This window comes from Mycobacterium sp. IDUB_17, from assembly GCF_055419465.1.
In genome coordinates, this window is sequence record NZ_JBVAXS010000002.1 from 829,768 (window position 1) to 856,573 (window position 26,806).

Consider the following 26,806-nt stretch of genomic DNA (forward strand, 5'->3'; position numbering starts at 1 on the left):
CGCCTAATCGGCAGAACCGGCCGCCAGTGGCAGTCGCACCTCGAAGCGCGCCCCGGTGTCCAGGTTGCGGGCGGACAACGTGCCACCGTGCGCCTGCACCAGGCCTGCCGCGATGGTCAACCCCAGTCCGGACCCGCTCGGCAGCGACGAATCCACGCGTGGCACACGGCCGTTGGAGCCCCGGTAGGCCACGTCGAACACCCGGGGTAGGTCGGCCTCATCGATGCCGACGCCGGTGTCATCGACGTGGGCCCATGCGCCGTCGGCATCGGAACCGAGGGACAGCGTCACGCTGCCGCCGTCCGGTGTGTGGGCGATGGCATTGGCCACCAGGTTCGACAGCACGCGGACCAGGGAACGGTCGCTGCCCAGCACCTGCACCGGTTGCGGGGGAAGTTCCGCGGTCAGCCGCACGCCCGCCCGGTCGGCCGGTATCCGGTGGGCGGCGATCACATCGGCCACCACTTCGTCGAGGGCCACCTGTTCGCGTACGGGCTGCACCGAACCGGCGTTGATCTTCGACATCTCGAACAGGTCATCGACCATCTCCGACAACCGGATTGATTCCTGCTCAATATGTTTGGCCTGCGTCCTGACCTCGTCGTCGGTGACCACACCGTCGGCGATGGCCTCGGACACCGCGCGGATACCGGCCAGCGGGGTGCGCAGGTCGTGGCTGACGAACGCCACCAGCTGGCGGCGGGAATGCTCGGCCGCCCGCTCGGAATCGCGGATCTCCTGCTCCCACACCGTGCGCCGGGCCTGGTAGCGGGCCAGCATGACGGCTGCGGGGATGGTCACCACCGACACGATCACCAGCACGACAGCGGTCTGCTCGAAGGTCTCGGTGATCATGAACCCACTGGCGCCCAGCACTCCGGTGAACGTGGCCAGCGTCGGGATCAGCACCAGCACCACCATGCTCAGCGCGAGCGACCAGGACCGGGCGAACCGGATGATGATCGCCCCGGCCACCACCACCGGCAGCGAGCAAGCCAGCGCCCAGCCGATGATCTCAGCGAGATTCTGCACTACGCCCTCTCATCTTCGCGCAAGCGCTCATCGCCACTCCACAGGTAGCCCCGTCCCCATACGGTCTGGATCCGGTGCTGATCACCGAGTTTTGACCGCAGCCGCTTGATGTGCACCGTCACGGTGGACAGGTCGCCGAAGTCCCAGTGCCAGACCCGCTTCAGCAGATCCTCGCGGGAGAACACGACGTCGTTGTTGGTCAGGAAGAACACCAGCAGATCGAACTCGCGGTTGGTCAGGCTGACTGGATGCCCGGCCAGCGTCACGGAGCGTGCCGCGGTCGAGACGTGCAGATCGTCGAGAGCGAGTTCCGCGGGCACGGGCGTGGTGAGGCCGCTGCTGCGTCGCAGCACCGACCGCACCCGTAACGCCAGTTCACGAGGGCTGAACGGTTTGGTCAGGTAGTCGTCCGCGCCGGCCTCCAGGCCCGCGATGCGGTCGTCCTCTTCGCCCAGGGCGGTCAGCAGGATCACCGGCATGCTGTAGTCGCCGTCGCGCCGTAGGACACGGCACAACGACAGCCCGTCGGAGCCGGGCATCATCACGTCCAGAACCGCGACGTCGATCTGCTCGGAGTCGAGTAACCGCAGCGCTTCGGTGCCGTCGTGCGCGATCGAGACGTCCAGGCCGTCGCGTTCCAGGTAGCGCCGTACGACATCGCGCACCACGGTGTCGTCGTCGGCAATCAGTACCCGGGTCACCCTTCGAGGTTACTGCCGCGGCGCCGCGACCTGCGGCTATGTCACAGTTTCGTCATGGTTGGGCCCTGGTCAGCGAGCCGTGAGCGGCCTAGCGTCGGATCACATGACCCTGCCGGCCACGTGACGGTGGTGCTGCCCTGCCTGGACGAGGAGCACTCGCTGCCCGGCGTGCTGGCCGCTATACCCCAGGGGTACCGGCCGCTGGTGGTCGACAACAACAGCGCCGACCGCACGGCCGAGGTGGCCCGGGCGCTCGGAGCGACAGTGGTGGTCGAGTCTCGTCCCGGGTACGGCTCGGCCGTGCACGCGGGTGTGGTCGCGGCCGCGACGCCGATCGTGGCGGTGCTGGACGCGGACGGGTCGCTCGATGCGGGGGAGCTCCCGGCGCTTGTCGCCGAACTCGACCGCGGTGCCGACCTGGTCATTGGTAGGCGCCGTCCGGTCCCCGGCCTGCGCTGGCCCTGGCATGCCCGGTTGGGTACCGCCGCGGTGTGCTGGCGGCTCCGTCGGCGGCACCGGCTGCCGGTGCACGACATCGCGCCGATGCGGGTGGCCCGCCGGGACGCGCTGATCGGGCTCGGGGTGACCGATCGCCGGTCGGGTTACCCGCTGGAGTTGCTGGTCCGCGCCGCTCAGCAAGGTTGGCGGGTGGTCGAGCGCGATGTGGCCTACGGACCCCGCACCGGCGGGCAATCCAAGGTGAGTGGATCGGTGCGGGGCAGTGTCATTGCGGCGCTGGACTTCTGGCGGGTGATCAGGTGAAACCCCTTGCGGTGCTCGTGGTTGCCAAGGCCCCGGTGCCCGGGTTGGCCAAGACCCGGCTGGCCGCGGGGGTCGGCGACCAGGCGGCCGCCGACATCGCGGCGGCGGCGCTGCTGGATACCCTCGACGCGGTGGCCGCCGCGGCGGTCTCGGCGCGAGTGGTGGCGCTGACCGGTGACCTTGGGCGGGCCCGCTGTGGCCGGGAAATCTGGGACCGCTTGGACGATTTCATCGTCGTGCCCCAGCGGGGCGCCGGCTTCGCCCAGCGACTGGCCAATGCGCACGCCGACGCCGCCACGGCGACGGGGCTGCCCGTGCTGCAGATCGGGATGGACACCCCGCAGGTGACCGCCGCGTTGCTCGACGAGTGCGGGCGGGCGTTGGCGGACGCCGATGCAGTGCTCGGGATGGCGCATGACGGCGGCTGGTGGGTGCTGGGTGTCCGAGACTGCCGCACGGCCGGGTGCCTGGCCGACGTCGAGATGTCCACGTCGCACACCGGTGTGGAAACCCTTGCCGCACTGCGCGACACCGGGGCGACGGTGGCCCTGGCCGCCGAACTGGCCGACTTCGACACGGTCGACGACATCGCCGAGGTGCGCCGGGCGTGTGCGCCGGGCAGCCGATTCGTCCGCGCGGCTGAAGGATTCTGACATGCACGGCCGGCTCTACGACCGGGCACTCGACGGGGAAAGCTGCTGGATCCGCCGCGCCGATGGCAGCCTACGTCAGCTGCCGGTATACAGCTGGCTGGGCGGTGCGCGCGCCGACGGCCGCTTCGATCGCACGATTGTGAACCTGTGTTCGGGTCCGACGCTCGATCTCGGTTGTGGGCCGGGGCGCCTGGTCGCCGGTCTGGTGCGGCGCGGGTTGCCCGCGCTCGGTGTGGACCTGTCCCGCGCGGCCGTCGAGTTGGCGCGGGGCAGTGGGGCACCGGTGTTGTGCCGCGACCTGTTTGAACCGCTGCCGGGAACCGGTCGCTGGCACAACGTGTTGTTGGCCGACGGAAACGTCGGGCTGGGCGGTGATCCGTGGCGGGTGCTGCAGCGGGCCGGTGAGCTGCTTCGGAGCGGTGGCCGCTGCCTGGTCGAATTCGACACGGTGGCAACGGGTGTCGACGCGGCGTGGGTGCGGTTGGAGACTCTGCGCAGCATCGGGCCGTGGTTCCGTTGGGCGACGGTGGGTTTGGACTGCGCGGCCCGGCTTGCCGGGGATGTCGGCCTCGGTGTGGCGGCGGTGTACCCCGTCGGTGACCGGGCGATCGCGGCACTGGAAGCGATATGAGCGGCCTGCGGTCGACCGCGGTGACCGTCCGGGTCGGAACGGCTCTGGGTATCGCGGTGGCGGTTTGCTTGGTCACCGGGCTGATCAGCCATTTCATCCAGCATCCGCAGCCGTGGTTCTTCTGGCCGACCCGGCCGGTCTGGCTGTACCGGCTCACCCAGGGGTTGCACGTGATCTCGGGTATCGGGGCGATCCCGCTGCTGGTGGTCAAGCTGTGGTCGGTTTGGCCGAAGCTGTTCGAGCGTCCGCTGATCGGCGGGCTCACCCGCCAGCTCGAGCGATTGTCGATCCTGGTGCTGGTCGGTGCGATGCTGTTCCAACTGTCCACCGGACTGATGAACATCGCACAGTGGTACGCATTCAGGTTCTTCTTCACCACCGCGCACTACGCCATGGCCTATGTGGCGGCCGGCGCTGTGCTGGTGCACCTCGCGGTGAAACTGCCGGTGATCCGCCGGGTGCTGGGCGAACCGCTCGGCGACGTGGTTACGAATGCACCGGTGGGTCCCACCCGGCGCACCGTGCTGCGTGCCACCTGGGTGGCGGTGGCGCTGGCGACGGTTGTCACCGCAGGGCAGACGGTGCCGTTCCTGCGCCGTGTTTCCGTCTTGGCGCCGCGTTCCGGGCAAGGGCCGCAAGGAGTTCCGGTGAACCGATCGGCGATCGCGGCCGGTGTGCTGCGCAGCGCGACCGCACCGGACTACCGGCTGACGGTGACCAGGGGAGAGGTCGTGCGGGCGTTCAGCCTGACAGAGTTGTCGGCACTACCGCAGACGACTCGGCGACTGCCGATCGCGTGCGTCGAAGGCTGGAGTGTCGATGCGGAGTGGACCGGGGTGGTACTGGCCGATCTGATCGCCGCGGTCGGCGGTGCGCCGGACTCCGATGTGCGGATGGTCTCGCTGGAACCGCCGGGGCCGTACTCCCGTACGGTGCTGCCCGCGCGGCATGCCCGTGACGGCGCCACGTTGATCGCGTTGCGGCTCAATGGTGCGCCTCTCGATCTGGACCACGGGTATCCGTGCCGGCTCATCGCTCCGAGCAGGCCCGGTGTGCTGCAGACGAAGTGGCTGTCCAGGATCGAGGTGATGACATGACGGCGACGCGGCTGCTGCTCGCGGTGATCGGAATCGGGCTGGCCGGCTACGGTGGGCTGCTGCTGTCGGAGAACCCGCCGGTGATCGTTGTGCGGATCCTGGTGTGGGTGGTCGTCGGGGTGGTGGTGCATGATTTCGTCTTCGCACCGTTGTGCGCCGCGGTGGGATGGGCGGGCCGTCGGCTGATCCCGGCCGGTTCCCGCTCGCCGATCGCGGTGGCCGCACTATGCAGTGTGGTGCTGGTTCTGCTGGCTGTCCCGGTGTACGGCCGGCCGGGTATGCGGCCCGACAACATGACGGTGCTCGATCGCAACTATCCACTGGGACTGGCGGTTTCACTGGCCGCGGTGTGGCTGAGCGTGCTGCTGTATCAGCTGCTGCTGCGGCGGCTACCAGTTGGTGAGGATGACGTGGTTCAGCGCCAGCGCACCGAGGACGTTGACCGCCAGCCACCAGCGCTGTGACCGAGCCGGTAGGAATGCGCCCGCCGCGGTCAGCCACACCGTGAACGGTAGCCAGATGCGTTCGGTTTCGGCCTTGCTGAGCATGCTGAGATCGGCGAACACGATCGCCACGAGCGCGGCGATCAGCACGAGGCGGAGCCCCGGCTGGCGCCGGATCGCCGCGAGATCGAACAGCCGGCCGATCCCGGCGACGCTGCCCAGGCCGATGGCACAGACCACGGAGGCCAGGTTGGCCCATGACCAGTACTGGAACGGACGGTCGGCGGCGATACCTTGCCAATAGCGTTGTTGGACCAGGGTGTAACCGTCGAACCACCAGAATCCTGCCGCCGCGAACACGGCGACCACCGCCAGCGCCGCCACCGCGGCCGGCACCATGACACGGAGGGCGGCCCGCCGGTCGGTGGCCGTCGCGAGGACGGCCAGTGCCGGCAGCGCCATGAGGGCCAGTCCGTAGTTGAGGAAGATCCCCCAGCCCAGCAGCAGGCCGGCCGCACCGGCCCACAGGATCTGACGGCGGCCCGATCCGTGCACAGAAATGGCCAGCGCCGTGATTCCCCATGCGGCCACGCCCGCGTAATACCCGTCGGCCGAGACCGCGATCCAGATGGCCGTCGGTGCCACCGCCACGAACGGCGCCACCTGCCGTGCGGTGGCCTCGTCGGTGAGGGCACGCGCCGCGATGACGATCGCCGCGGCCGCGCTGGACCCGGCGAGCAGGCACAGCAGCCCGGCCCACGCGCCGCCACCCAATCCGATACGGTCCAGCCAGACGAAGCTCAAGAGCGCGCCGGGTGGGTGCCCCGATACGTGGGTGATCCATGAATCGGGCTGGTAGTCGAGAATTCTCGAGGAGAACGTGCGGAGCGCCTCAGGAATGTCGGTGATCGTCGGAACCTGGCGCAGGTACTCGTGGCGCGCCGTGAGGCGGCCGGCGAAGCCGCGCTGCCAACCGTCGATCATGGCCAGCGAGAACGCCCAGGCGCACGATACCGCCCACGCCGTCACAGGCACGGCCCGCCATGGAATCCGTTGTGCGAGTGCGGGACCCCACCACACCGCGGCCAGCCCGATGACGATCGCCGGGATGGTTCCCCAGCCGACATGCGCATTCCACCAGCCGAAAATCGGTGCGGTGTCGGTGAAGCTGTGGATCTCCTCCGGTGTGCTGTTGATCAGCGGTGTGACGATACCCAGGTGCAGGTGGGGCACGACGAACGCCGCTACCACCAGGATCAGGCCGATGACCACCGCGACAGCGTCCCGGCGGCTGATCTGCATGCGCCAAGCCTAGGCGGGCGCCGCCGGGGCGTGTCTGACGTTTCGGTGACGTCGGGTGCGCAGCCATGGGATTCGGCCGTCGTCCGGCGCATCGTGGAACTCATGAGATCGGATCAATTCGAGACGATGAGTGCAGCGTTGCCTGAGCGCCTCACCGCCATCGGACAAGGTGTGAGCCGCTACGGGCTCGTCATCGTGCTGGCGTGGATCGGCATCGGCAAGTACGTGAAGTTCGAGGCCCGTGCCCTCATCGAGCACAGCCCCTTGATGTCGTGGATCTATCACTTCCTCAGCGCCGGAGCGGTGGGGGTGACGCTGGGGACCATGGAGATCGTTGCCGCGGTTCTGATTGCGCTGCGCCCGTGGTGGCCTCGGCTTTCCGCCGCCGGCAGCGCCCTGGCCGTGGTCTTGTTCCTCGGCACCCTGAGCTTCCTGTTCACGACGCCCGGCGTGGTGGTCAACCACGCCGGGCCGATCCCGGTGCTCGGCGCACAACCCGGTCAGTTCCTGTTGAAGGACCTGGTGCTCATCGGCGTTGCGCTCTGGACACTGGGAGAGGCGCTGGGCGCACAGCCGAATAGGGTCCGTCAGTGCCAGTCCCAGACGGACATGTCGTTGGGCGGGTAATTCATGCAGACGTCGGTGGTGTTGGCCGCGACGCCCTTGTTGTTGAAGAACAGCTTGGCCCAGTTCGGCCAGCGCCAGGCCATGTTCTCGAAGAAGGCGTTGGTGGCGGTGTTCTCGGAGTACTGGCGGCGGCCCGCGTAGTCCATCGAGAAGAACCAGTGGATCCGGTCCTGGGCGCCCTGCTGATCGGCGACCGGCTTGTTGTTGTAGTCGATCATGTAGCGCTCGTAGTACACCGGTTCGACGTCGCGGGCGGCGGCCATGATCTGCTCGGCCGTGCACGGCGTCTTGAGGATCCGGTTGGGGATCGGGTAGTCGTCGGTGGCGTCGGCGTTAGCGATGCCGGCCCCGGCCAGGCTGCCGGCGACCGCACAGGCGGCCAGGCCGGTGCGGATCAGGTTACTGACACTCTTGCGGTTCGACATGTTGCTCCAAAGTCGTTCAGTGCGCGGCTTGTTCGTAGACGAAGCGCTGATCGGGGCAGTAGTAGTTGATGGCGGTACCCAGGAACTGCCACGACTGAGCGTCGGTGCTGTCCTTGGCCAGTTGCTTCTTCACGAAACCGACCGAGTCCTGGGCATTGTGGTCGACGCCGTTGTGCAACCGCTTGCACGCCAGCTTGCCGATCCAGGCGTTGTAGTCCTTCTGCCCGTAGACGCCGTAGGTGTGCAATTCGTTGGCGAACTCCGTGTCCGGATCGGCGTAGGCCGGTGCGGACAGCGCGACACTGGTTGCGGCACAGAATGACAGGGCGATCAACATGCGTTTCATCAGACCAGGGCCTCCTCAGGCTCGCGTTGGATGGGCTTCGGCCAGGGCTGCGGTAACGGACGCTGGCGGACGTGTTGCGGCCACCAGAACCAGCGCCCGAGCAGCGTGGCGATGGACGGTGTCATCAGCGACCGGACCACCAGGGTGTCGAACAGCAGGCCCAGGCCGATCGTCGTTCCGACCTGACCGATGACGATGAGGCTGCTGACCGCCATCGATGCCATGGTGAAGGCGAAGACCAGGCCTGCCGAGGTGACCACGGCACCGGTGCCGACCATGGCACGGATGATCCCGGTCTTCAGCCCGGCGTGGATCTCTTCCTTTATTCGTGAGACGAGCAGCAGGTTGTAGTCCGCGCCGACGGCCAGCAGGACGATGACCGACATCGGCATCACCATCCAGTGCAACGGGATCCCCACGATGTGTTGCCAGAGCAGTACCGACAGACCGAAGGCCGAGGCCAGACTCAGCACTACCGTGCCGACGATCACCGCGGAGGCCACCACCGCACGGGTGAGCACCAACATGATGATGAAGATCAGGATCAGTGCCGCCGCGGCGACGATGATCAGGTCGTAGTCGGCGCCCTGCTGCATGTCGTTGTACGTCGCCGAGCTGCCGCCGAGGTAGATCTTGGATCCCTCGAGCGGGGTTCCCTTGATCGCGTCGGCCGCTGCGATCTTGAGCGGCGCGATGCGTGCGGTGCCTTCCGGAGTCAGTGGGTCACCCTGGTGAATGATGGTGAACCGCACCGCATGTCCGTCAGGCGACATGAACAGCTTGATGCCTCGCTGGAAGTCCTCGGTCTCGAATGCCTCCGGCGGCAGGTAGAACGAATCGTCGTTCTTGGCCGTATCGAATGCTTCGCTCATGGCGGTGGCGGTGTTCTGCATCGCCATCGTCTGATCCTGTTGGGCCTTCTGCACCTGATACTGGTTCAGCAGCAGCTCTTTCTGATGCTTCATCGACTGGATCTGCCGCGGCATGGTGGCGACCATCTTCGGCATCAGGTCGGCCATGCGCTGCATCTCGGGAACCAGGTCCTGGAAGTCATCCGACATCGTGTTGATGCCGTCGAGCGCGTCGAAGATCGACCGGATGGACCAGCACATCGGAATGTCGAAGCAGTGCGGTTCCCAGTAGAGGTAGTTGCGCAGCGGCCGGAACTGGTCGTCGAAGTCCGCCAGGTGATCGCGCACGTCGTTCATGTCGCTGGACGTGGTCTTCATCTTGTCGGCCATGCGCTGCGACACCGCTGCCAGATCCGTTTGGATGGACATCATTTCGGTCATCGCATCGATGCTGGTCTGCAGATCGTCGGCCTGGTCGAGCAGATTCTGCAGATTGGCCTGCGCATAGTCGTTGTTCATCAGCTGGGTCGTGCCGCTCTGGCCCAGCGTGTACGGGATCGTCGAGTGCTTGATCGGATCGCCATCGGGACGGGTGATGGTCTGCACCTGGGCGATTCCGTGCACGCTCTTGAGTGCCTTGGCGATCTTGTCGATCACCAGGAAATCGGCGGGGTTACGCAGATCGCGATCGGACTCGATCATCATCAGGTCCGGGTTCATCTTGGCCTGCGAGAAGTGCCGGAACGCGGCGTCGTATCCGACGTTCGTCCCGACGTCCTTGGGCAGGAAGATGCGGTCGTTGTAGGTGGTGTGGTAGCCCGGCAGGGCGAGCAGGCCGATCAACGCCGCGACGATGGCGCACACCAGGATTGCGCCCGGCCAGCGAACCGTGGCGGTGCCCACCCGGTGCCATCCGCGGGACTTCGAAAACCGCTTGGGCTCAAGGATCTTGCCGAATCGGCTGGCAACCGAGATGACGGCCGGCCCCAGGGTCAGGGCCATGGCGACCACCATCGTCATTCCGATCGCCAGCGGAATGCCCATGGTCTGGAAGTACGGCAGGCGGGTGAAGTGCAGGCAGAACGTCGCACCGGCGATGGTCAGGCCCGACGCGAGCACGACATGGGCCGTGCCGTGGAACATGTCGTAGTAGGCCGCTTCCTTGTCCTCGCCGGCTCTTCGTGCTTCCTGATATCGGCCGATCAGGAAGATCGCGTAGTCGGTGGCCGCGGCGATGGCCAGGGTCACCAGCATGTTGGTCGCGAACGTCGTGAGGCCGAAGAAGTTCTGATAGCCCAGTAACGCGACGAGGCCACGGGCGCCGGACAATTCGAGCACGACCATCACCAGCACGATCAGGGTGGTGATGATCGACCGGTAGACGCCAAGCAGCATCACCGCGATGACACCGAAGGTGACGAGCTCGATCAGCTCCATGCTCTCGTCACCGACGATGTTCTGATCGGTGCTGGATGCCGCGGATCCGGTGACATACGCCTTCACACCGTCGGGTGCGGGGCTGTCGGTGGCGATGCGCCGCACCGCCTCGACCGACTCGTTGGCCAGCGTCTCGCCCTGGTCACCGGCGATGTAGACCTGCACGTAAGCGGCCTTGCCGTCGCGGCTCTGCGCGCCCTTGGCGGTCAGGGTGTCGCCCCAGAAGTCCTGCACATGCTGCACGTGGGTGGTATCCGCGCGCAGGTCGCGCACCATCTTGTCGTAGAAGACGTGCGCCTCGAGGCCCAGCGGCTGGTCGCCTTCGAGCACGACCATCACCGAGCTGCTGGTGTCGTACTCCTGGAACTTCTTGCCGACCTCTTTGATCGCGATCATCGACGGCGCGTCGTTGGGACTCATCGACACCGCGCGCATCTTTCCGACGACCTCGAGCTGAGGGACGACGGTGTTGAGCAGTGCAACGATCACGATCCACGCCAGGATGATCGGCAGGGCGAACGCCCGGATGAATCGCGGGAGCCGCGGGCGCGGAGGTGCCGCGTGGCGTCCCGTTGCGATGGCGTCGGTCGGGGCGTCGTCGGTCGGCGCGCTCATGCTGCCTTCACAAAGCAGAAGGTTTGTGCGTTCACTCCAGTAGCCGTTCTCTCTTCTTTGACCGCGTCATCGACGGTGACCCGGCAACTGATGCTGTGCCCGTCGCCTTGCGCCATGATGTTGGGCTGCACCGAGGGCAACGTGGTTTGCAGTGTCAAAGTCCATGGCAGCGGCACGGTTCCGGTGCGCTGGGGTTTGCCTTCAAGGTCCATGTAGTTGATGACGGCAGTGCCGCCCGTGCCGAAGATCTCGTACTTCACGAACTTGGGGTTGAAGTCCTCGGCGTTGTCCGACGTGGTTTCGGTGATGATGACCGGATGTGCGCCGAAGACCTTGCGGACGTTCATCACGATCAGCACGCCGGCCACCATGGCGATGACGATCAGTACCGGAAGCCATATCCGTCGGATTGCCTTGGTCATCGCGCCCGCCTTGGGGATCGGGCCGCGGCTGGCGGAGCGCTGACGGCTGTCATTGTGGGCCTCCCGACGTTCGATGCGTTCGCGACGACCTGTCAGTTAGGCGGCCTACGCAGTCCGAAGGGTAAAGTTAGTCGAACAAGTGGATAGGATCAATCCACTTATGACCCCGATCACTTAAGCTGAGAGATATGACCGAGGAAACACGTCGCGTGCTGCGTAGGGACGCAGAGCGCAACCGGCAGCGGGTGCTCGATGCCGCGCGGGAGCTGTTTGCCGAAAAAGGTCTTGAGGCGACGCTCAACGACGTGGCACATCACGCCAATGTCGGGGTCGGAACGGTGTATCGACGGTTCGCCACCAAAGAGGAGCTGCTCGAGGCGATCTTCGTGGACGGTATGGATCAACTCACCGCATTGGCTGAAATTGCACTGCAGCAAGAAGATTCATGGCAGGGGTTCTCGTGGTATGTCGAGAGCATGTGCAAGATCACGGCCACCGACCGCGGGTTGAGGGAGATCGCGTTCAGCAAATGCTATGGGGGCGACCGGGTCAAGGCCTGCCAGGAGCGGCTCGTCCCGGCGTTGACCAAACTTGTCGAGCGGGCGCAGAGCGACGGCTATCTGCGTCCGGAGGTGTCGTCCACGGACATGCCGCTCTTCGGGCTGCTGGCCGGCACCGTGAGTGAATACGCCGGGCATGTCGATGCCGACCTGTGGCGCCGGTATGTGGCCATTCTTTTGGACGGCATGCGCTACCACGACGACCAGGCGCCGATTCCGGTGAAGGCGCTCGACAGCGATGAGCTCGATACGGCGATGCAGACGTGGGAACCCGCGGGGCCGCCCCGCTGACCGACGCCGGGGTTGGTACCCACGTTTCGGAAAAGCCTGTGCGGGCACAATATCGACGTGGCTATCAAAGGTGACTCAGACCAGGGCTCGGACCAATTGTTCTGCGGTGTCGATTTGGCCCGCCGCATCGAGAAGGCCGAGGCGGACCTGATCGCGGCGGCGACGCGCGCTGCCGGACACCGTGGCGCCGATGGGCTGGTCCTGCCCGTCGCCGGCGGGTACGCCTGTTTCGCCGAGGCGGAATCGCCGATGAACAAGGTGGTCGGCCTCGGCTTCGACGGGTTGCCCGATGAAGCGGTGCTGGGTGAGATCGAGCGCGCGTTCGCGGGCAGAGGCAGCTCCACGCGGGTGGAACTGTCCAACTTGGCCGACCCGGAGATCACCGAGTTGTTGTCCGGCCGCGGCTATCGCCTCGTCGAGTTCGAGAACGTGCTGGGCAGGCCGATTCACGACGAGCGCCCGCCGGCGTCAGACGTGCAGGTGCGCCGGGCCGACGATCTCGCCGCATGGGTGAACGTCGTGGTGGAGGGCTTCGCCCATCCCGATGGTGAGGGTCCCATCAGTCACGAGCAGTTCCCCGCTGACATCCTTGAGCGGGCCGAACGGGACATGGAAAAGGCCGGGGCCACCGCGTATATCGCGCTGTTGGACGGAGCGGTCGCCGGTGGCGGGATGATGCGGCTGGCCGGTGGGGTCGCTCAGCTGGCCGGGGCCGCGACGGCGCCGGCCTACCGGCGCCGCGGGGTGCAGGCCGCGCTGCTGGCGGCTCGGCTGGCCGAGGCGGCCGACGCCGGATGCGAGATCGCCGTGGTGACAACGGCGCCCGGCTCGAAGTCCCAGCACAACGTGCAGCGCCGGGGCTTCCAGCTGCTTTACACGCGGGCGGTCCTGGTGAAACCGGCTGAGGAAGTTCAGTAAAGGATCTTGCGCAGGTTGTCCTCGCTGTAATACGCGTCGAGTTCGGCCTGGCTCTGGTCGGGCTTGAACGCCTTGGCCATCTGCGCCACCGAGGGCACCGACGTCGGATTCCAGGTCTCGGGTTTCCATGTGTCGGAGCGCAGGAATGCCTTGGGGCAGTGGAAGAACACTTCTTCGACGGCGATCTCCAGCGCGAGGATCGGCCGCTTGCCGTCGACCACCATGTCCTCGAAATAGTCTGCGTCGGAGAGGATCCGGGCGGTGCCGTTGATCCGCAGGGTGTCACCGCGGCCGGGGATAACGAACACCGTGCCCACGTGCGGGCGCTGCAGCACGTTGAGGAAACCGTCGACGCGCCGGTTGCCGGGCCGCTCCGGGATCGCGATCGTGGTGTCGTCGATGATCTGGACGAAGCCCGGTGGGTCGCCCTTGGGGGAGACGTCGACGCGGCCGTGTGCATCGGTGGTCGCCACGAAGCCCAGCGGTGACTGCTTGAGCCAGACCTGCTGTGCTTCCGACAGTCGGTCCGTCACCTTCTTGGCGACGGCTGCGGTGGGTTGCCCGACGATGGCGCGCAGCTCATCCGCGGAGGTCACTTCTCGGCGCATGCCTCCATCATGCCCAAGCCGACAACTGAATTGTCTGACCAGGAATTCGCCGGCCGGCGCCCGGAGCTCAGCCGCCGTAGCGGGCGGCCAGCGTGCGCCGGTCGAGCTTGCCGATGCCGCGACGGGGCAACTCGTCGACGATGTGCACCTCCCGCGGGGCCGCGGTGGCATCAAGGGTCTGGGCCACATGGGCCCGCAACTCGGCCACATCGGGGACCGATGAACCCGGGGCCAGTACCAGTGCGGCGACCACGCGCTGGCCGAGCCGCTCGTCGGGGACCCCGAAGACCGCGCAGTCGGCGATCGCCGGATGGTCGGCGAGTGCCGATTCGACCAGTTGCGGCAGCACCGTCAACCCGCCGGTGCTGACCGCCTCATCGACCCGGCCCAGAACCCGCAACACGCCCGAATCATCCACGGTGCCAAGGTCATCGGTGCGGAACCACCCCGGCTCGGCGAAGGGGTCGGGGCTGATCGGGTTGCGATAGCCGCGGGCCACGGTGGCTCCGCCCAGCAGGATGCGGGAATTGTCGATACGCACCTTCACCCCGTCGAGTGCCACGCCGTCGTACACACATCCGCCCGCGGTCTCGCTCATCCCGTAGGTGCGGACCACGTTCACCCCGGCCGACTCCGCGCGTTCGGCCACCCCAGCCGGCATCGGCCCGCCGCCGATCAGAACGGCGTCGAGCTGGGCCAGCGCGTCCGCGGCGGCCGGGTCACGCAAGGACTTGTCGAGCTGCACCGCCACCAGTGAGGCGTAACGACGTCCATTGCCCAGAGCCGCCACCGCAGAAGGCAATTCGGACGGATCGAAGGACGCGGAGATGGTGACGGGCGTGGTGCCGGCCAGTGCACTGCGCACCAGGACCTGCAGGCCCGCGATGTGATAGGCGGGCAGGGCGAGCAGCCACCGGCCGTCACCGCCCAGCCGGGCGTGCGTGGCCGCGGCGCTGGCCCGCAGCGCGTCGGCGGTCAGCAGCGCGCCTTTGGGCTCGCCCGTGGTGCCCGAGGTCGAGATCACCACTGCGACGTCGTCGTCGATTTCTTCCCCGGCGCGCAAAGTGGTTGTCAACAAAGAACTCTGACGTTCGTCGTCGGCAGGGACGGGCAGGATCGCCGACCCGCGCCCGGTCAGGACGTCATCGAGGACTGCCGGCAATTCGTCCGTCGCGGATCCGACGGTGACGGAGCGTAGGACAGCTATGCCGGGCCCCCTGGCTCTTTCGGGTCGTCACCGTTCTGGCGGCCGGCGTCATCGGAGTCGATCGAGTCCTCGGCATCGCGCGGATCGTCCAACGGCCACCCCTTGGCCGCCAGTCGTTCCCGGACCCGCTCGACGTCTTCCGCGCGGGGCAGCTCGTCGGTGATCTGGGTGATGAGTACGCCGATGTCGATGTGATCGAAGTCACCGCGATCGATGAGATCCCGTGCGACGGCTTTGACTTCGTCGTTGGTGAGGCGCCGGGTCAGCAGGGCCAACAACGGCACCCGGTCTGGCCCAGGCACCCCCTCGGGGTACCCGGCGTTCAGCCAGGCCGCGATCTTCGCGAGAAATGCGTTCACTGTGCCTACTCCTGATGCACCCGAGCGAGGTTCCTCCGGACAAACGAGTTTGAGCCGGAAGACCGCATTGATGTTAGTGGTGCCAGCCGACTCTGGCTCGCAGTGAACTTATCGGCCGCTCGGGGATCGGCAAACCGCCCCGGCGAACAGCCCGGGGTGCGGAGATGAACACTCGGTGAACTCATTCGTAGCGTATTCGAATTCCCAGCTCAGCGAGGTGTTTCCGGCTGGTCAAAAACGCCAATGGTCCGACAGAATTACCGCCATGAGCGCTGAGCTGATCGTCCTGGTGCTGTTGATAGCAACTGCACTGGCTTTTGACTTCACAAACGGCTTTCACGACACCGGCAATGCCATGGCCACTTCGATCGCCACGGGGGCGTTGAAGCCGAAGACCGCTGTGATCCTGGCGGGTGTCCTCAACCTTGTCGGCGCGTTCCTCTCGGTCGAGGTGGCCGTCACGGTCACCACATCGGTGCTCAAGATCCAGGACAGCAAGACCGGGTCGCTGGTATCCGGCATCGATGCCTCGACGGGTCTCACGATCATCTTCGCCGGTCTGATCGGCGGCATCCTGTGGAACCTGCTGACCTGGCTCTTCGGTATTCCGTCCAGCTCGTCGCATGCGCTCTTCGGCGGGCTGATCGGCGCCGGGCTGGCAGCCATCGGCCTGTCCGGGGTCAACTGGTCCGGCGTGCTCCAGAAGGTGCTCATCCCCGCGATCGCGGCTCCCTTCATCGCCTGCCTCGTCGCCGCCGCCGGAACCTGGCTCGTCTACCGCATCACTCGCAACGTGCTGAAGAAGCGTCGTGAGCAGGGCTTCCGCTGGGGCCAGATCGCCACCGCCTCGCTGGTCGCACTGTCGCACGGAACGAATGACGCCCAGAAGACCATGGGCGTCATCGCGCTCGCCCTCATCACCACCGGCCACCTCACCGGGGACGTGAAGGAGAACGGCCTACCGATCTGGATCATCGCCTCTTGCGCGCTGGCCATCGGCCTCGGCACATACATCGGCGGCTGGCGCGTCATTCGCACGCTGGGCAAGGGCCTGGTCGAGATCGAATCCCCGCAGGGGCTTGCCGCTGAAGCATCGTCGGCTGCAATCATTTTGAGCTCCAGCGCGGCGGGCATGGCGCTCTCCACAACTCACGTCGCCACCGGCTCGATCCTCGGTAGCGGCGTCGGCAAGCCCGGCGCCGAGGTGCGCTGGGCCGTGGCCGGGCGCATGGCGATGGCTTGGTTGATCACGTTGCCCGCCGCCGGTCTCGTCGGCGCGCTGGCCTTCTGGCTGTCGCACGGTGTCGAGTCGCTCACCGGATCAGCGCTCGCCGGTGACGGCCTGATCTTCCTGGTCCTGGTCGCCCTGTCCGGGTACATGTGGTGGCGCGCCCAGCAGCAGAAGGTCGACCACAAGAACGTCAATGCCGATTGGGACGACTCCACCAACTCGGTGGTGCCGGCTGAGGTACGCGACGCCGCCAAGCCCGCCGCCACCGCCGACAAAGCCGCAGTCTGACCGGATCTAGCTAAGGAATCAGCTGATGATTTATGTGGACTCCATCTTCAAGGTGCTGGTTGTGGGGTTGATCCTCGGAGCCGGTCTGCCCGCGGTGTTCGCCACGGGCCTGGTGGCCTACTCGAACGGTGCCGGCGGTACACACGAGGACGGCACCGTCGTGGCGCCCAACCCCGCGCTGAAGGTCCTCGGTCTGGCGCTTTTCACCATCGTCGCTGCGGTGATCGTGATCGCGATCCTCTGGATCACCAAGACCACGATCATTCACCACTTCGGATTCAACCCCGTCCCCTTCATTCCGGGTAAGTGAGCTGAGCATGACCGAAACGACGAGCTTCCTGGACAACGTGCTGAGCTGGCTGCGGGCCGGCTATCCGGAGGGAGTGCCGCACAAGGATCAGTTCGCCTTGCTGGCGCTGCTGACCCGGTCGCTGACCGAGGATGAGGTGGTCAAGGCCACCCACGACATCCTGCGGTCCAGCAATGGCGACAGCCCGGTCACCGACGACGAGATCCGTCTGGCGGTGCACAATGTCATCGACAAGGACCCCAATCCGGAAGAGATCAACCAGGTCGCCGCTCGGCTGGCCTCGGTGGGTTGGCCGCTGTCGACCCCGGTGCGCTGAGGCCGCTCTAGCCGCCTGCACCGTTCCGGTTTCGGGGCGTCGCTTTCTACATCACGGCTGCTGCCCGAGCTGATCGACAACCCTGGGGTAGAAAAGCGGCGGGCGGACTCAGCGGCGGGTGTCGCGGCGCAGCGGATGGGTATCGGGCACCTGCACGAAAATCAGCGTGATGCCGTCGGGATCGGTCACGTGCATCTCGTGCAGACCCCACGGCTCCTGGGCCGCGGCCCGGGCGATCGCCACGCCGCGGCTTTCCAGTTCCGCCTGGGTGGCGTAGACATCGCGCACCTGCAGCCACAGCGCTCCGGGGAACACCCCGGATTCGGTGGGGCTGTGGTGGCCGGCCAGCTCGATCAGTGACTGCCCGGCGTAAAAGACTGTGCCCGCACCATATTCGCGGGCGATGGCCAGACCGATCCCGTCGCGGTAGAACTCGACGGACTTCGGGTAGTCGACCGGCCGGATCAGCATCCGGCTGGCCAGGATTTCCATCTCCCTTGTCTACCACCGCGCGGTGTCCCGACAAATCCGCGACACGGTCAGTTCTGGGATTGGTGCAGGTAGGCGCTCAGGCTCCGAGTTGCCAGCGCGTCGTCCAGGCCGAGCTCGAAGCGAGGTTTGTCGGCGTCGGTCAACCACGCTTGGTGGTCTTCCAGTAGCGAGACGGTGCCGAGCACCAGACGTTCGGCGGCAGCCGCGATGTCGTCGGTGTCCGAGGCCTCGCCCGAGAGGCCGAGACAGCGCAGGAAATCCTCCCGATAACCCTGTGGTGCAACAGGAAATGACAAGGCGGCGTCGAGGGCTGCCCGGGCACTGGTTATCGGATCGGCAGGATGGCCGGGATTGACTGCCGCCAGTACCGAGGGGCAAAGAAGTGCGGCCGCTCGGGCGGCAAGCCGGACGCCCAACTCGTCGCCGGCTCTGCGCGCATTGCGGAGCTTGCCAAGGTCGGAAAAGAAGTCCTCCAGTTCGGGTTCCCCGGCAGGACGGAGGAGTCCGGGCCCGCAATACCGTGCCGCCTCCTCCGGATCGTCCACCCAGAGCAATCGAAACACCTCAAGAGCAGCGAAACCGAACGACCATTCCGCCGGATCCTCGGCCTCATCCCACCAGACGTCCCGAGAATGAACCGCGAGCGAAACATGGTGCAAGCGACCACCTTCGCTGTCGAACCATGCGGCATAACTGCTTTCGTCGGCTCCAGTCACCAGAACGTCCAGGTCGATATCGCTGTACGGGCCGGCGTCGCCGCGGACCAGGCTGCCCTTGAGGAGGATCGCCCGGGTGTCTGGGTAGTCGTGTCGAATGCGTCCGACCGCGCGCCCGAGGACAGCCTCGATTGCCGGATCGCACGAAGCGTGCTGGGCGGACTCGGGCATGGACAACTCCTATCAGAAACTGTTCGACCAAAGAGTTCGGCCAGGAGGCGCCGCGTCCAACGTCCTATCTCGACGGCGACGCTCCCGTGTCGCGAAGGCGTCCTCACATCTCACGGCAGAACCGATGCATGCCGTCCTCGATGCCCTCGTGGCACCAGCCGATCGCGGGGAAGAATCTGAACGCTGTGGGATTGTCCACCTCGACGAACGCGATCCAACGTTTCGCCGCCGGATGCCCAGCCCAGGCCACCGTTGCCGCGACTGCCTCACGCCCGATCCCCGAACGCCGAAGTTGAGGGTCAACCGCGAGATCGGTGATCGCATGTTCGTCGCCCGACTGATCCCACACACATCCCACCAGCGCCGCGGGCCGCCCTTTTTGGTCCTCCAGGACGAGTTGCACCCCGTCGTGGTCGGAGAGAACATGCTCCAGCCACTCTTCATCAATCGGCCCCAACCGGCGATCAAGCTCCGTGTCGCGAAACCAACCACATATCCAATGCCAATCCGAGCGCACCATCGGGCGTACGTGAAACCGATTCTCGTTGCGCTGAGCCGATTCCGGGTCCATCACACGCACCGATGACGCGGGCGCCGACAACGACCACGTCGGGCGCGGTCACACCGTGTCGACATGCGTCTCGCGATCGAACAATGCCGCAAGATGCGGCAGCGCAACACGTGTCGCCCTGGTCACGGGCTCGGGGAGTTGGCGCAGCGGGAACCAACCCCACTCGGCGTGTTTTTCGAGTTCGACGAGCCTGGGTTCTCCACTGAATTGCCGCACCAGGTATACGGGGGCAACCCAATGCTCAGGGGTTCCCGGGTCGATTTGATCGACAACGCACAGCAGCTCAAGGGTTTCGAGCTCGATGCCGAGTTCTTCGCGAATCTCGCGTGCGACCGCTACCTGCACCGGTTCCATCCATTCGACCTTTCCACCCGGGAGCCCCCAGTGGTCGGCTTCGGGGTCACACCGACGATGAACCAGCAGCACGGCACCGTCTTGCATGATCGCGGCCCCGGAGCCCACCCGCGGTTCACGGGTCATTCGGCATCCCTCCATCACGCCGGCAACTTCCTCATCAGCTGTGGTCATCGGGCCCACGGGAGCGACTCACGAAGTAACTACCGCGTGCTCGCCCACGTCAGCGCACAGCCAGCCGGAGGCCTCGTGGGCGCCGAGGCGTGCCGTTTGCGATGACAGCCAGACCTCGTGCTGCGCTGAGTATTTACCAAATTCCACGAACTTGGCAAACGATATTCGCTTGCCTGCCGGGGTGGATCGCGTCACCGCGAAACACCGACAGATTTCCACACGCGTTTCACCTGCGACATTGAAATGTCCTTGGGAGTCTGAATTTTGACGGTTCGGCGCATGCCTGTGCCTTCGGTGAAAGCTACACGGCCTACGTGCCGAGGCATGCCGTGTGCTGCGAGGGTCTTGTCCGGTCGGGCGTAGGAGAGTAGGACCGATCCCGCGACGGGTCAGTCCGGCCGTCCGGGCATCCGGCGGGCGCGGTCGCTGGCGCGCAAGCCGATGGCGAACGCGGCCTGATCCTCGAAACTCATCGGGTTACGTCCCGTGATCTCGTGGATGCGACTCAGCCGGTGACGCACGGTGTTGGTGTGCAGGAACAGTTCGCGGGCGGTGTCGATGAGTGACCCGTTGGTGGCCAGGAAGGTCCGAAGAGTCCGCACGTGCTGGGTGCCCCGGTCGTTGTCCAGGCGCTCGAGTGGGTCGATGAGTTGGTTCTTGAACGGGGCCAGCCGGCTCAGCGGCAAGCCCTCGAGCAGGCTGTCGAAGGTGCTCAGTTGATCGGGTCCGATGCTTCCGCCGTGCTGCTGGGCCAGGTCGAGGGCGATGCGGGCTTGAGTTATTGCCGCCCCCAGCTCGGCGAGCGGTACGGCTGCGGCGTGCCCCGAGGGCATCGAGAGTTCGGTGGCGGCCTGAGCGCGGGCGCCGGCCTCAAGAACCAGACAGACCTCGGGTGCGTCGCCGACCAGGGCATCGGGAAACGCCATCGACAGCACGGCGCCGGCCCCGGCCGGCCAGGCCGAGCAGGTCAGTTCGGGTGAGCTCAGCCCCGCCCAGTCCAACAGCTGATTGAGGGCGTCGGGCAGCAGCATGCGTCGCTCGATCAACGACAGCAGCTGTCCGACCCGTTCGCGGGTCAGCGCGGTTTCGATGTCGCGATCACCTTGGGCGGCCTGGGCGAATCGCGCGATCAGCTGCAGGACAGCGGTTTCGGGCGGGTCGCCGCTGCCCACCCAGGTCAGGGCGCCCAACCCGTCGACCACGGTGGTGGTGCCGGTGTCCTCGGGTGCCCCATCAGGATCCAGCAGGAGGTAGCCGCTCAGCACCTCACCTGCTCGGTCCAACAGCTGCCTCACCGATTCGCGCCGTCGTTGTGACGAAAGTAGTTCGGGCATCAGCGAATTGGTGGCCCGTGCGACGGATATCTCACCGCCGACCTGGAAGTCGGCAACATAGCGGCTCACCGACGAGAACGGCACATTGGGAGGGGCGATGAGGATCGGCAGGCCGTCTCGGGCGGCCGAGGTGATCAGCGCGCCGGGGACCGTGTCGTGCACATCGCCGATGCCGAAGCACAGGCCGGCGGCCCCGGCCCGGGTCAACGACTCGACGAATGCCGCGCAGTCCTCGGCGGTCTGCAGGCTGATGCCCACCGTGCAGACCAGCTCGCCACCGTGCAGATACCGCGACGGGTCCCGCAACTCGGTGGTGTGCACCCAGCTGATCCGGCGGTCCAGGTCGCCGGTGGGTTCGTCGGGCGTGAGCAGCCCTCGGTGTGACTCGAGGAGATCGCGCAGTGTCGGGATGACGTCGCTGCGGTCCGACATGGGGTGAGCGTAACGCCGACGTCACACCCGTGTCGGCGGGCATTGTCGGATCCTCCAATGCCGCCATGGGGCAACAGTGGGTTTGCAGCGTGTTCGCCGCGATTGCTTGGCGGTTGCACCACCGCGGCGTGATAGTTCCTGCAACCACGTCAGAGGGAGCACAGATGACTGCATCGCCGATCTCGGCGCCCGCGCACGACCCCGACGGACCCCATGTTCTACGGCGCGAGTTCTCGCTGTGGTCAGCGTTTGCCTTCGCTTTCGCGTTCATCTCGCCGATCGTCGCGCTCTACGGAATCTTCGGTTTGGCACTGGCAGCGGCCGGCCCGAGCTTCTGGTGGGGCTTCGCGCTGGTGTTCGGCGGCCAGCTGCTGGTGGCCCTGGTCTTCGCGATGCTGGTGTCCCGCTGGCCGTTGGAGGGTTCCATCTATCAGTGGTCGCGGCGGCTGCTGGGCACGACCTACGGCTGGTTCGCCGGCTGGGTGTACATGTGGACGCTGGTGATCGCGATGGCGACGGTGGCGCTCGGCGCGGCTGGGTTCGTGGCCAACATCGCCGGGGTGGAATCTCCGTCCGGGGGCCTGCGGGCCGTCATCGCGCTGATGATCCTGCTCGGCGGGACAGCGATCAATCTGATCGGCCGCGGCGCGCTCAAGGTGTTCATGACCGCCAGCATCGTGGCCGAAGTGATCGGTTCCATCGGGCTGGGCACCTGGCTGCTGGTGTTCCATCGCAACAACTCGTTGTCGGTGCTGTTCGACGGAGGCGGTCCCGGGCTGGATACCTGGAGCTACCTGAGCGGGCCGTTCCTGATCGCGGTGGCCTTCATCGGGTTCTCGTTCGTCGGGTTCGAAAGCGCGGGCGCGATCGCCGAGGAGGTGCATGAGCCGCGGCGGGATCTGCCCAAGGCGGTGATCTTCTCGCTGGGGTTCATCGCGTTGGTGGTGGCCTACTCGAGCTTGGCGATCATCCTGGCGATCCCGGATCTCGATGCGGTGGTATCGGGTTCGGTGGCCGACCCGGTGTACGAAACTCTCACGGCGGCACTGGGACACGGCATCGCCAAACCGGTCGAGGTGCTCTTCGTGATCGGCTTCCTGGCCAGCTTCCTGGCCCTGCAGACTTCGGCCTCACGCGTGATCTGGGCCTACGCCCGTGACGGTGCATTGCCGGCCTCGGCCGCGCTGGCCCGGTTGCGCGGCAGGGCCCGGATCCCGGTGGTGGCGATCCTGGTCACCACGGTCGTCGGCGGGGCACTGTTCCTGCTCAGCATCGTGGCCGGCGACATCTATTCGCTCATGGTCAATTTCACCGCCGGCGGCTTCTATCTGGCCTTCCTGTTCCCGCTGATCGGGTTCGTGGTGGTGCTGGCCCGCCGCGGCTGGACCGACGGTGCATTCAGCCTGGGCCGGGCCACGGTTCCGGTTGCCGCCGTGGCCGCGGTGTGGGCGATCCTGCAGACCCTCAACATTGCTTGGCCGAGGCCGGTTTTCGAGCAGCGCTACCTGGACTGGTCGGTGTGGATCGGGCTCGCGGTGCTGGGTGTGATCGGTCTCGGGATCCTGCTCAGTGTGCGCAAGCGGATCGTGAGCGCCGCGGTGATCGATGGGGTCGAGATCCTCGATGAGCGCGCCGACGTCAAGGCGGTGGCCGGTGACTGAGGCTCCTGTGGCCGTCGTCACGGGTGGCGCCAGCGGGATCGGCGCTGCCGTGGTCTCCGCGCTGCGCGAGCGTGGCTACGTCATCGGAACGCTCGATCTGTCGGGCGCAACCGAGGCGGATCACGCTGTGGCAGCCGATGTTTCCGACGGCACCGCCGTCGCCGGCGCGGTCGCCGAGATCCGCGCCGAACTCGGCCCGATCGCCGCGCTGGTGACCTCGGCCGGGTACTACGAGATGGCTCCGGTGAGCGAGATCAGCGCCCAGGCCTGGCAGCGCATGCTGCGGGTGCATGTGGGCGGGCTGTTCCACGCTGCCCGGGCCTGCCTGCCCGACATGCTCGAACGGGGCTCGGGTGCGGTGGTCGCGGTGGCCAGTGAACTCGCGGTCGGCGGCGGCGACTGCGACGCTCACTACGCCGCGGCCAAGGGTGCCATCCTCGGTCTGGTGCGCAGCTTGGCCGCCGAGGTCGCCGATCGCGGTGTGCGGGTGAATGCGGTGGCTCCCGGGCCGACTGACACCCCGCTTCTCGCCGATGATTCTCCTTGGCGGGCAGCGGATTACCTGGCCACGCTGCCGTTGCGGCGGTTGGTCACCCCGGCCGAGGTGGCGCGCTGTGTGCAGTACCTGGTGTGCGACGCCACCTTCAGCGTCGGCGACGTCGTCGACGTGAATGCGGGAGCGGTGATATGAGCTCATTGCAGGGCCGGGCCGTGTTGGTCACCGGTGCGGCGCAGGGCATGGGTGCCGCCCACGCGCGCCGGCTGGCCGCGGCCGGAGCGACGGTCGCGGTCAACGACATTCGTGGCGGTGCCGCGCTGGATGCGCTGGCTGCCGAGATCGGCGGCTTGGCTGTGCCCGGTGACGTCAGTGACCCGGCCACCTGTGCCGAGATCGCAGATGCGGTGGTGGCCGCGGCGGGCAGGCTCGACGTGCTGGTCGCCAATCATGCCTACATGACCATGGCGCCTCTGCTTCAGCACGACGAGGCGGACTGGTGGCGGGTCGTCGACACCAATCTGGGTGGCACCTTTCATCTGGTGCAGGCGGTGTTGCCGCACATGCGCCGGCTCGGCGCGGGGCGCATCGTCGTGATCTCCAGCGAGTGGGGTGTCACCGGCTGGCCCGAGGCCACGGCCTACGCGGCGTCCAAGGCCGGGCTGATCTCGTTGGTCAAGACGCTGGGGCGGGAGTTGGCGCCGGAGGGGATCATCGTCAACGCGGTGGCGCCCGGCGTGACCGACACCCCGCAGCTGCAGGTCGACGCAGACTCCGCCGGAATCCCACTGACAGATATGCACAAGCGTTACGCCGAGTCGATTCCGTTGGGCCGCATCGGTTCTGTCGACGAGATCGCGGCCGCGGTGGAGTTCCTGGCCGACTTCGAGATGTCGGCGGTCGTCGGGCAGGTGATCGCCTGCAATGGCGGGGCGACCCGGACGAGGGCGTGACGCAGTGAGAGAAGGGAATCAGGTGGCAAGCCAACCGTATGTGCGGTCGGAGACCGGAAATGTCGGGCAGGTCGATGCGATGGCGGTGCCGCGGTATGCGGGCATCGCCACCTTTGCCCGGCTGCCGCAACGCCACGAGGTCTCCGACTACGACATCGCGGTGGTCGGGGTGCCGTTCGACACCGGCGTCACCTACCGGCCGGGGGCCCGGTTCGGCCCGGCCGCGATCCGGCAGGCCTCGCGTCTGCTCAAGCCCTACCACCCGGCGCTGGACGTGAGCCCGTTCGCGCAGGCACAGGTGGTCGATGCCGGCGACATCGCGGCCAATCCGTTCGATATCGAGGCGGCGGTGGAGCAGGTGCGCGAGGGCATCGCCGACCTGCTGACCACACCGCGACAGCGGGTGGTGCTCCTCGGCGGGGACCACACCATCGCGCTGCCGGCACTGCAGGCGATGCATGCGGTCCACGGCCCGGTGGCGCTGGTGCACTTCGACGCCCACCTCGACACCTGGGACACCTACTTCGGTGCGCCCTGCACGCACGGCACCCCGTTCCGCCGGGCTTCCGAACAGGGCCTGATCGTCAAGGGCCACTCGGCGCACGTCGGGATCCGCGGCTCGCTCTACGACCGCGCCGACCTGCTCGACGACGAGTCATTGGGCTTCACGGTGGTCCACTGCCGCGATATCGACCGCATCGGTGTCGACGGGGTCATCGAGCGGATCCGCGACCGGGTGGGGGACCACCCGGTGTACGTTTCGATCGACATCGACGTGCTGGACCCGGCATTCGCGCCGGGCACGGGAACGCCCGAGATCGGTGGAATGACGAGTCGTGAGTTGGTGGCGGTGTTGCGTGCCATGCGCGGGTTGCAGATCGTCGGTGCCGACGTGGTGGAGGTCGCTCCGGCCTACGACAGCGGTGACGTCACCGCCGTGGCGGGGGCCAATCTGGCCTACGAGCTGGTTACGCTGATGGCTGACCATGGCTGAATTCTCTTGGCCGGAAGGCAAAACCGCGGCGGCGGCGTTCACGTTCGATGTGGATGCCGAGTCGGCCGTACTGTGGGGCAACGAGGGTGCCGCCGCGCGGATGAGCGTGATGTCCCACCAGGCCTACGGGCCGCTGGTGGGAATTCCCCGGATCCTGGAACTGCTGGAGCGCCACCAGATTCCGTCGACGTTCTTCGTCCCCGGTCACACCGCGCACCGGTACCCCGAGGCGGTGCGCGCGATCGTCGCAGCCGGGCACGAGATCGCCCACCACGGTTACCTGCACGAGCAACCGACTGCACTGACGCTGCAAGAGGAGATCGACGCGCTGGACCGCGGGCTGGAGGCGCTGGCCGAGGTGGCCGGCGTGCGGCCGGTCGGCTACCGCGCGCCGATGTGGGACCTGTCCTGGCATACCCCGGCGCTGCTGGCCGAACGTGGATTCCTGTACGACTCCAGCCTCATGGACGCCGACTGCCCCTATGAGCTGGCCGTCGGTGACGGCTCGCTGGTCGAGATCCCGATCCAGTGGGCGCTCGACGACTGGGAGCAGTACTGCTATCTGCCCGACATCTCCGGATCCGGTCTGATCGAAAGCCCGCGCAAGGCAAGGGAACTCTGGCAGCTGGAGTTCGACGCGCTGCGCCGCGTGGGGGCCTGCTGGGTACTCACCAATCACCCCTTCCTGACCGGACGGGCTTCGCGGGCAGCCGAACTCGACGACCTCATGCGTTACGTGCTTGAGCACACCGATGTGTGGACCACCAACCTCGGCGCCATCGCCGAGCACGTGCGCTCACTCGGGCTCCAGCCGCGGAGCATCACCAAGCCGTGATCAGACCGGCTGGACCCGTTGCCGTTTCATCACGGCGTCGACCAGCCCGGGTGCCACGGTGTTGAGTGCCTTGGCGGTCACGGCCATGCGCGGGGCGATCTGCACCGGGCGCTGGGTAGTGTTAGGCGCGTTCGACGACCAAGGGCATCTCGTCAGCGCGGCCGGCATGTATCCATGGGGCGATGAGTGCC

At 66.7% G+C, this 26,806-nt stretch carries 31 protein-coding genes and 1 pseudogene; 16 read left to right on the top strand and 16 right to left on the bottom strand.

The features are described from left to right. Positions 1–3 precede the first annotated feature (3 nt). Together ACZYZ7_RS11220 and ACZYZ7_RS11225 are read right to left on the bottom strand one after the other, a co-directional pair. Positions 4–1,032, bottom strand: coding sequence for a sensor histidine kinase (locus ACZYZ7_RS11220; RefSeq protein ID WP_450071964.1), 1,029 nt, complete (start codon positions 1,030–1,032; stop codon positions 4–6). Then, positions 1,032–1,733, bottom strand: coding sequence for a response regulator transcription factor (locus ACZYZ7_RS11225; protein ID WP_463740912.1), 702 nt, complete (start codon positions 1,731–1,733; stop codon positions 1,032–1,034). Before ACZYZ7_RS11225 ends, ACZYZ7_RS11220 begins: the two co-directional genes overlap by 1 nt. 54 nt (positions 1,734–1,787) lie before the next feature. On the opposite strand from ACZYZ7_RS11225, the gene ACZYZ7_RS11230 reads away from it, so the two are divergent. Genes ACZYZ7_RS11230 through ACZYZ7_RS11250 form a run of 5 tightly spaced genes read left to right on the top strand, consistent with a single transcriptional unit; the run spans position 1,788 to position 5,340 of the window. Then, positions 1,788–2,495 (top strand): glycosyltransferase family 2 protein, encoded by a 708-nt coding sequence (locus ACZYZ7_RS11230; RefSeq protein WP_463740913.1) that lies wholly within the window; start codon positions 1,788–1,790, stop codon positions 2,493–2,495. Next, positions 2,492–3,148: a TIGR04282 family arsenosugar biosynthesis glycosyltransferase gene (locus ACZYZ7_RS11235; protein WP_450071961.1), complete on the top strand. Its 657-nt coding sequence runs from the start codon at positions 2,492–2,494 to the stop codon at positions 3,146–3,148. The genes ACZYZ7_RS11230 and ACZYZ7_RS11235 overlap by 4 nt, the downstream gene beginning before the upstream one ends. Before the next feature lies 1 nt (position 3,149). Beyond that, positions 3,150–3,779, top strand: coding sequence for a methyltransferase domain-containing protein (locus tag ACZYZ7_RS11240; RefSeq protein ID WP_463740914.1), 630 nt, complete (start codon positions 3,150–3,152; stop codon positions 3,777–3,779). Further along, positions 3,776–4,876, top strand: a complete 1,101-nt coding sequence (locus ACZYZ7_RS11245; protein ID WP_463740915.1) for a molybdopterin-dependent oxidoreductase — start codon at positions 3,776–3,778, stop codon at positions 4,874–4,876. The genes ACZYZ7_RS11240 and ACZYZ7_RS11245 overlap by 4 nt, the downstream gene beginning before the upstream one ends. Next, positions 4,873–5,340, top strand: coding sequence for a hypothetical protein (locus ACZYZ7_RS11250; protein ID WP_450071958.1), 468 nt, complete (start codon positions 4,873–4,875; stop codon positions 5,338–5,340). The genes ACZYZ7_RS11245 and ACZYZ7_RS11250 overlap by 4 nt, the downstream gene beginning before the upstream one ends. Here ACZYZ7_RS11250 and ACZYZ7_RS11255 read toward each other — a convergent pair. Then, positions 5,266–6,621, bottom strand: coding sequence for a hypothetical protein (locus tag ACZYZ7_RS11255; protein ID WP_450071957.1), 1,356 nt, complete (start codon positions 6,619–6,621; stop codon positions 5,266–5,268). The two genes, ACZYZ7_RS11250 and ACZYZ7_RS11255, sit on opposite strands and share 75 nt — an antisense overlap. A 102-nt stretch (positions 6,622–6,723) precedes the next feature. On the opposite strand from ACZYZ7_RS11255, the gene ACZYZ7_RS11260 reads away from it, so the two are divergent. Further along, positions 6,724–7,248, top strand: a complete 525-nt coding sequence (locus ACZYZ7_RS11260) for a YkgB family protein (protein ID WP_450071956.1) — start codon at positions 6,724–6,726, stop codon at positions 7,246–7,248. Here ACZYZ7_RS11260 and ACZYZ7_RS11265 read toward each other — a convergent pair. Genes ACZYZ7_RS11265 through ACZYZ7_RS11280 form a run of 4 tightly spaced genes read right to left on the bottom strand, consistent with a single transcriptional unit; the run spans position 7,209 to position 11,344 of the window. Continuing rightward, the gene (locus tag ACZYZ7_RS11265) at positions 7,209–7,673 is read right to left on the bottom strand and encodes a DUF5078 domain-containing protein (protein WP_450071955.1); all 465 of its coding nucleotides are present in this window, start codon (positions 7,671–7,673) and stop codon (positions 7,209–7,211) included. The two genes, ACZYZ7_RS11260 and ACZYZ7_RS11265, sit on opposite strands and share 40 nt — an antisense overlap. A gap of 16 nt (positions 7,674–7,689) precedes the next feature. Further along, positions 7,690–8,019, bottom strand: a complete 330-nt coding sequence (locus tag ACZYZ7_RS11270) for a DUF732 domain-containing protein (protein ID WP_450071954.1) — start codon at positions 8,017–8,019, stop codon at positions 7,690–7,692. Next, on the bottom strand, positions 8,019–10,922 hold the full coding sequence (locus ACZYZ7_RS11275) for an MMPL/RND family transporter (RefSeq protein ID WP_450071953.1): 2,904 nt from the start codon (positions 10,920–10,922) through the stop codon (positions 8,019–8,021). Before ACZYZ7_RS11275 ends, ACZYZ7_RS11270 begins: the two co-directional genes overlap by 1 nt. Further along, positions 10,919–11,344 (bottom strand): MmpS family transport accessory protein, encoded by a 426-nt coding sequence (locus ACZYZ7_RS11280; protein WP_135458376.1) that lies wholly within the window; start codon positions 11,342–11,344, stop codon positions 10,919–10,921. The genes ACZYZ7_RS11275 and ACZYZ7_RS11280 overlap by 4 nt, the downstream gene beginning before the upstream one ends. A gap of 188 nt (positions 11,345–11,532) precedes the next feature. On the opposite strand from ACZYZ7_RS11280, the gene ACZYZ7_RS11285 reads away from it, so the two are divergent. Both ACZYZ7_RS11285 and ACZYZ7_RS11290 read left to right on the top strand, forming a co-directional pair. Then, positions 11,533–12,195: a TetR/AcrR family transcriptional regulator gene (locus ACZYZ7_RS11285; RefSeq protein ID WP_135458374.1), complete on the top strand. Its 663-nt coding sequence runs from the start codon at positions 11,533–11,535 to the stop codon at positions 12,193–12,195. A gap of 57 nt (positions 12,196–12,252) precedes the next feature. After that, positions 12,253–13,113 carry a GNAT family N-acetyltransferase gene (locus tag ACZYZ7_RS11290; protein ID WP_450071952.1) on the top strand — a complete coding sequence of 287 codons (861 nt, stop codon included), beginning with the start codon at positions 12,253–12,255 and terminating at the stop codon, positions 13,111–13,113. On the opposite strand, the gene ACZYZ7_RS11295 is transcribed toward ACZYZ7_RS11290, so the two are convergent. From ACZYZ7_RS11295 to ACZYZ7_RS11305, 3 genes are all read right to left on the bottom strand, one after another. Beyond that, positions 13,107–13,721 (bottom strand): pyridoxamine 5'-phosphate oxidase family protein, encoded by a 615-nt coding sequence (locus tag ACZYZ7_RS11295; protein ID WP_135458370.1) that lies wholly within the window; start codon positions 13,719–13,721, stop codon positions 13,107–13,109. The two genes, ACZYZ7_RS11290 and ACZYZ7_RS11295, sit on opposite strands and share 7 nt — an antisense overlap. A gap of 67 nt (positions 13,722–13,788) precedes the next feature. After that, on the bottom strand, positions 13,789–14,883 hold the full coding sequence (gene menE, locus ACZYZ7_RS11300; RefSeq protein ID WP_450071951.1) for an o-succinylbenzoate--CoA ligase: 1,095 nt from the start codon (positions 14,881–14,883) through the stop codon (positions 13,789–13,791). A 41-nt stretch (positions 14,884–14,924) separates the two neighbouring features. Next, a complete protein-coding gene (locus ACZYZ7_RS11305) occupies positions 14,925–15,287 on the bottom strand; it encodes a DUF3349 domain-containing protein (RefSeq protein WP_450071950.1) in 363 nt (120 codons plus the stop codon). Between the two features lie 265 nt (positions 15,288–15,552). Here ACZYZ7_RS11305 and ACZYZ7_RS11310 point away from each other — a divergent pair, with 265 nt between their 5' ends. The 3 genes from ACZYZ7_RS11310 to ACZYZ7_RS11320 are packed head-to-tail and all read left to right on the top strand — an operon-like array spanning position 15,553 to position 17,432. Then, positions 15,553–16,806: an inorganic phosphate transporter gene (locus tag ACZYZ7_RS11310; RefSeq protein WP_450071949.1), complete on the top strand. Its 1,254-nt coding sequence runs from the start codon at positions 15,553–15,555 to the stop codon at positions 16,804–16,806. Between the two features lie 25 nt (positions 16,807–16,831). Then, entirely contained in the window at positions 16,832–17,116 is a 285-nt protein-coding gene (locus ACZYZ7_RS11315) for a hypothetical protein (protein WP_135458361.1), read from the top strand. A 7-nt stretch (positions 17,117–17,123) separates the two neighbouring features. Continuing rightward, the gene (locus tag ACZYZ7_RS11320; RefSeq protein WP_463740916.1) at positions 17,124–17,432 is read left to right on the top strand and encodes a DUF3349 domain-containing protein; all 309 of its coding nucleotides are present in this window, start codon (positions 17,124–17,126) and stop codon (positions 17,430–17,432) included. Between the two features lie 108 nt (positions 17,433–17,540). Here the strand turns inward: ACZYZ7_RS11320 and ACZYZ7_RS11325 are convergent, their stop codons facing one another. The 5 genes from ACZYZ7_RS11325 to ACZYZ7_RS11345 form a co-directional block, all read right to left on the bottom strand. Then, on the bottom strand, positions 17,541–17,924 hold the full coding sequence (locus ACZYZ7_RS11325; RefSeq protein WP_463740917.1) for a VOC family protein: 384 nt from the start codon (positions 17,922–17,924) through the stop codon (positions 17,541–17,543). 47 nt (positions 17,925–17,971) lie between these two features. Further along, positions 17,972–18,811: a nucleotidyltransferase domain-containing protein gene (locus ACZYZ7_RS11330; protein WP_463740918.1), complete on the bottom strand. Its 840-nt coding sequence runs from the start codon at positions 18,809–18,811 to the stop codon at positions 17,972–17,974. 103 nt (positions 18,812–18,914) lie between these two features. Beyond that, on the bottom strand, positions 18,915–19,382 hold the full coding sequence (locus ACZYZ7_RS11335) for a GNAT family N-acetyltransferase (protein WP_463740919.1): 468 nt from the start codon (positions 19,380–19,382) through the stop codon (positions 18,915–18,917). A gap of 48 nt (positions 19,383–19,430) precedes the next feature. Then, positions 19,431–19,910 carry an NUDIX hydrolase gene (locus ACZYZ7_RS11340; RefSeq protein WP_463740920.1) on the bottom strand — a complete coding sequence of 160 codons (480 nt, stop codon included), beginning with the start codon at positions 19,908–19,910 and terminating at the stop codon, positions 19,431–19,433. A 389-nt stretch (positions 19,911–20,299) separates the two neighbouring features. Next, complete coding sequence (locus ACZYZ7_RS11345) at positions 20,300–21,676, bottom strand: PucR family transcriptional regulator (RefSeq protein ID WP_463740921.1); 1,377 nt, start codon at positions 21,674–21,676, stop codon at positions 20,300–20,302. A gap of 164 nt (positions 21,677–21,840) precedes the next feature. Between ACZYZ7_RS11345 and ACZYZ7_RS11350 the strand changes: the two genes are divergently transcribed. From ACZYZ7_RS11350 to ACZYZ7_RS11370, 5 genes are all read left to right on the top strand, one after another. Further along, complete coding sequence (locus ACZYZ7_RS11350) at positions 21,841–23,337, top strand: APC family permease (protein ID WP_450071938.1); 1,497 nt, start codon at positions 21,841–21,843, stop codon at positions 23,335–23,337. Continuing rightward, positions 23,300–24,028 carry an SDR family NAD(P)-dependent oxidoreductase gene (locus ACZYZ7_RS11355; protein WP_463740922.1) on the top strand — a complete coding sequence of 243 codons (729 nt, stop codon included), beginning with the start codon at positions 23,300–23,302 and terminating at the stop codon, positions 24,026–24,028. Before ACZYZ7_RS11350 ends, ACZYZ7_RS11355 begins: the two co-directional genes overlap by 38 nt. Then, positions 24,025–24,786: an SDR family NAD(P)-dependent oxidoreductase gene (locus ACZYZ7_RS11360; RefSeq protein WP_450071936.1), complete on the top strand. Its 762-nt coding sequence runs from the start codon at positions 24,025–24,027 to the stop codon at positions 24,784–24,786. Before ACZYZ7_RS11355 ends, ACZYZ7_RS11360 begins: the two co-directional genes overlap by 4 nt. A 79-nt stretch (positions 24,787–24,865) precedes the next feature. Continuing rightward, on the top strand, positions 24,866–25,780 hold the full coding sequence (gene speB / locus ACZYZ7_RS11365) for an agmatinase (RefSeq protein WP_450072078.1): 915 nt from the start codon (positions 24,866–24,868) through the stop codon (positions 25,778–25,780). Continuing rightward, positions 25,773–26,615: a polysaccharide deacetylase family protein gene (locus tag ACZYZ7_RS11370; RefSeq protein WP_463740923.1), complete on the top strand. Its 843-nt coding sequence runs from the start codon at positions 25,773–25,775 to the stop codon at positions 26,613–26,615. Before speB ends, ACZYZ7_RS11370 begins: the two co-directional genes overlap by 8 nt. Here the strand turns inward: ACZYZ7_RS11370 and ACZYZ7_RS11375 are convergent. Continuing rightward, positions 26,616–26,726, bottom strand: a pseudogene (locus ACZYZ7_RS11375) (short-chain dehydrogenase); the annotation flags it as partial. It lies immediately after the preceding gene. Positions 26,727–26,806 lie beyond the last annotated feature (80 nt).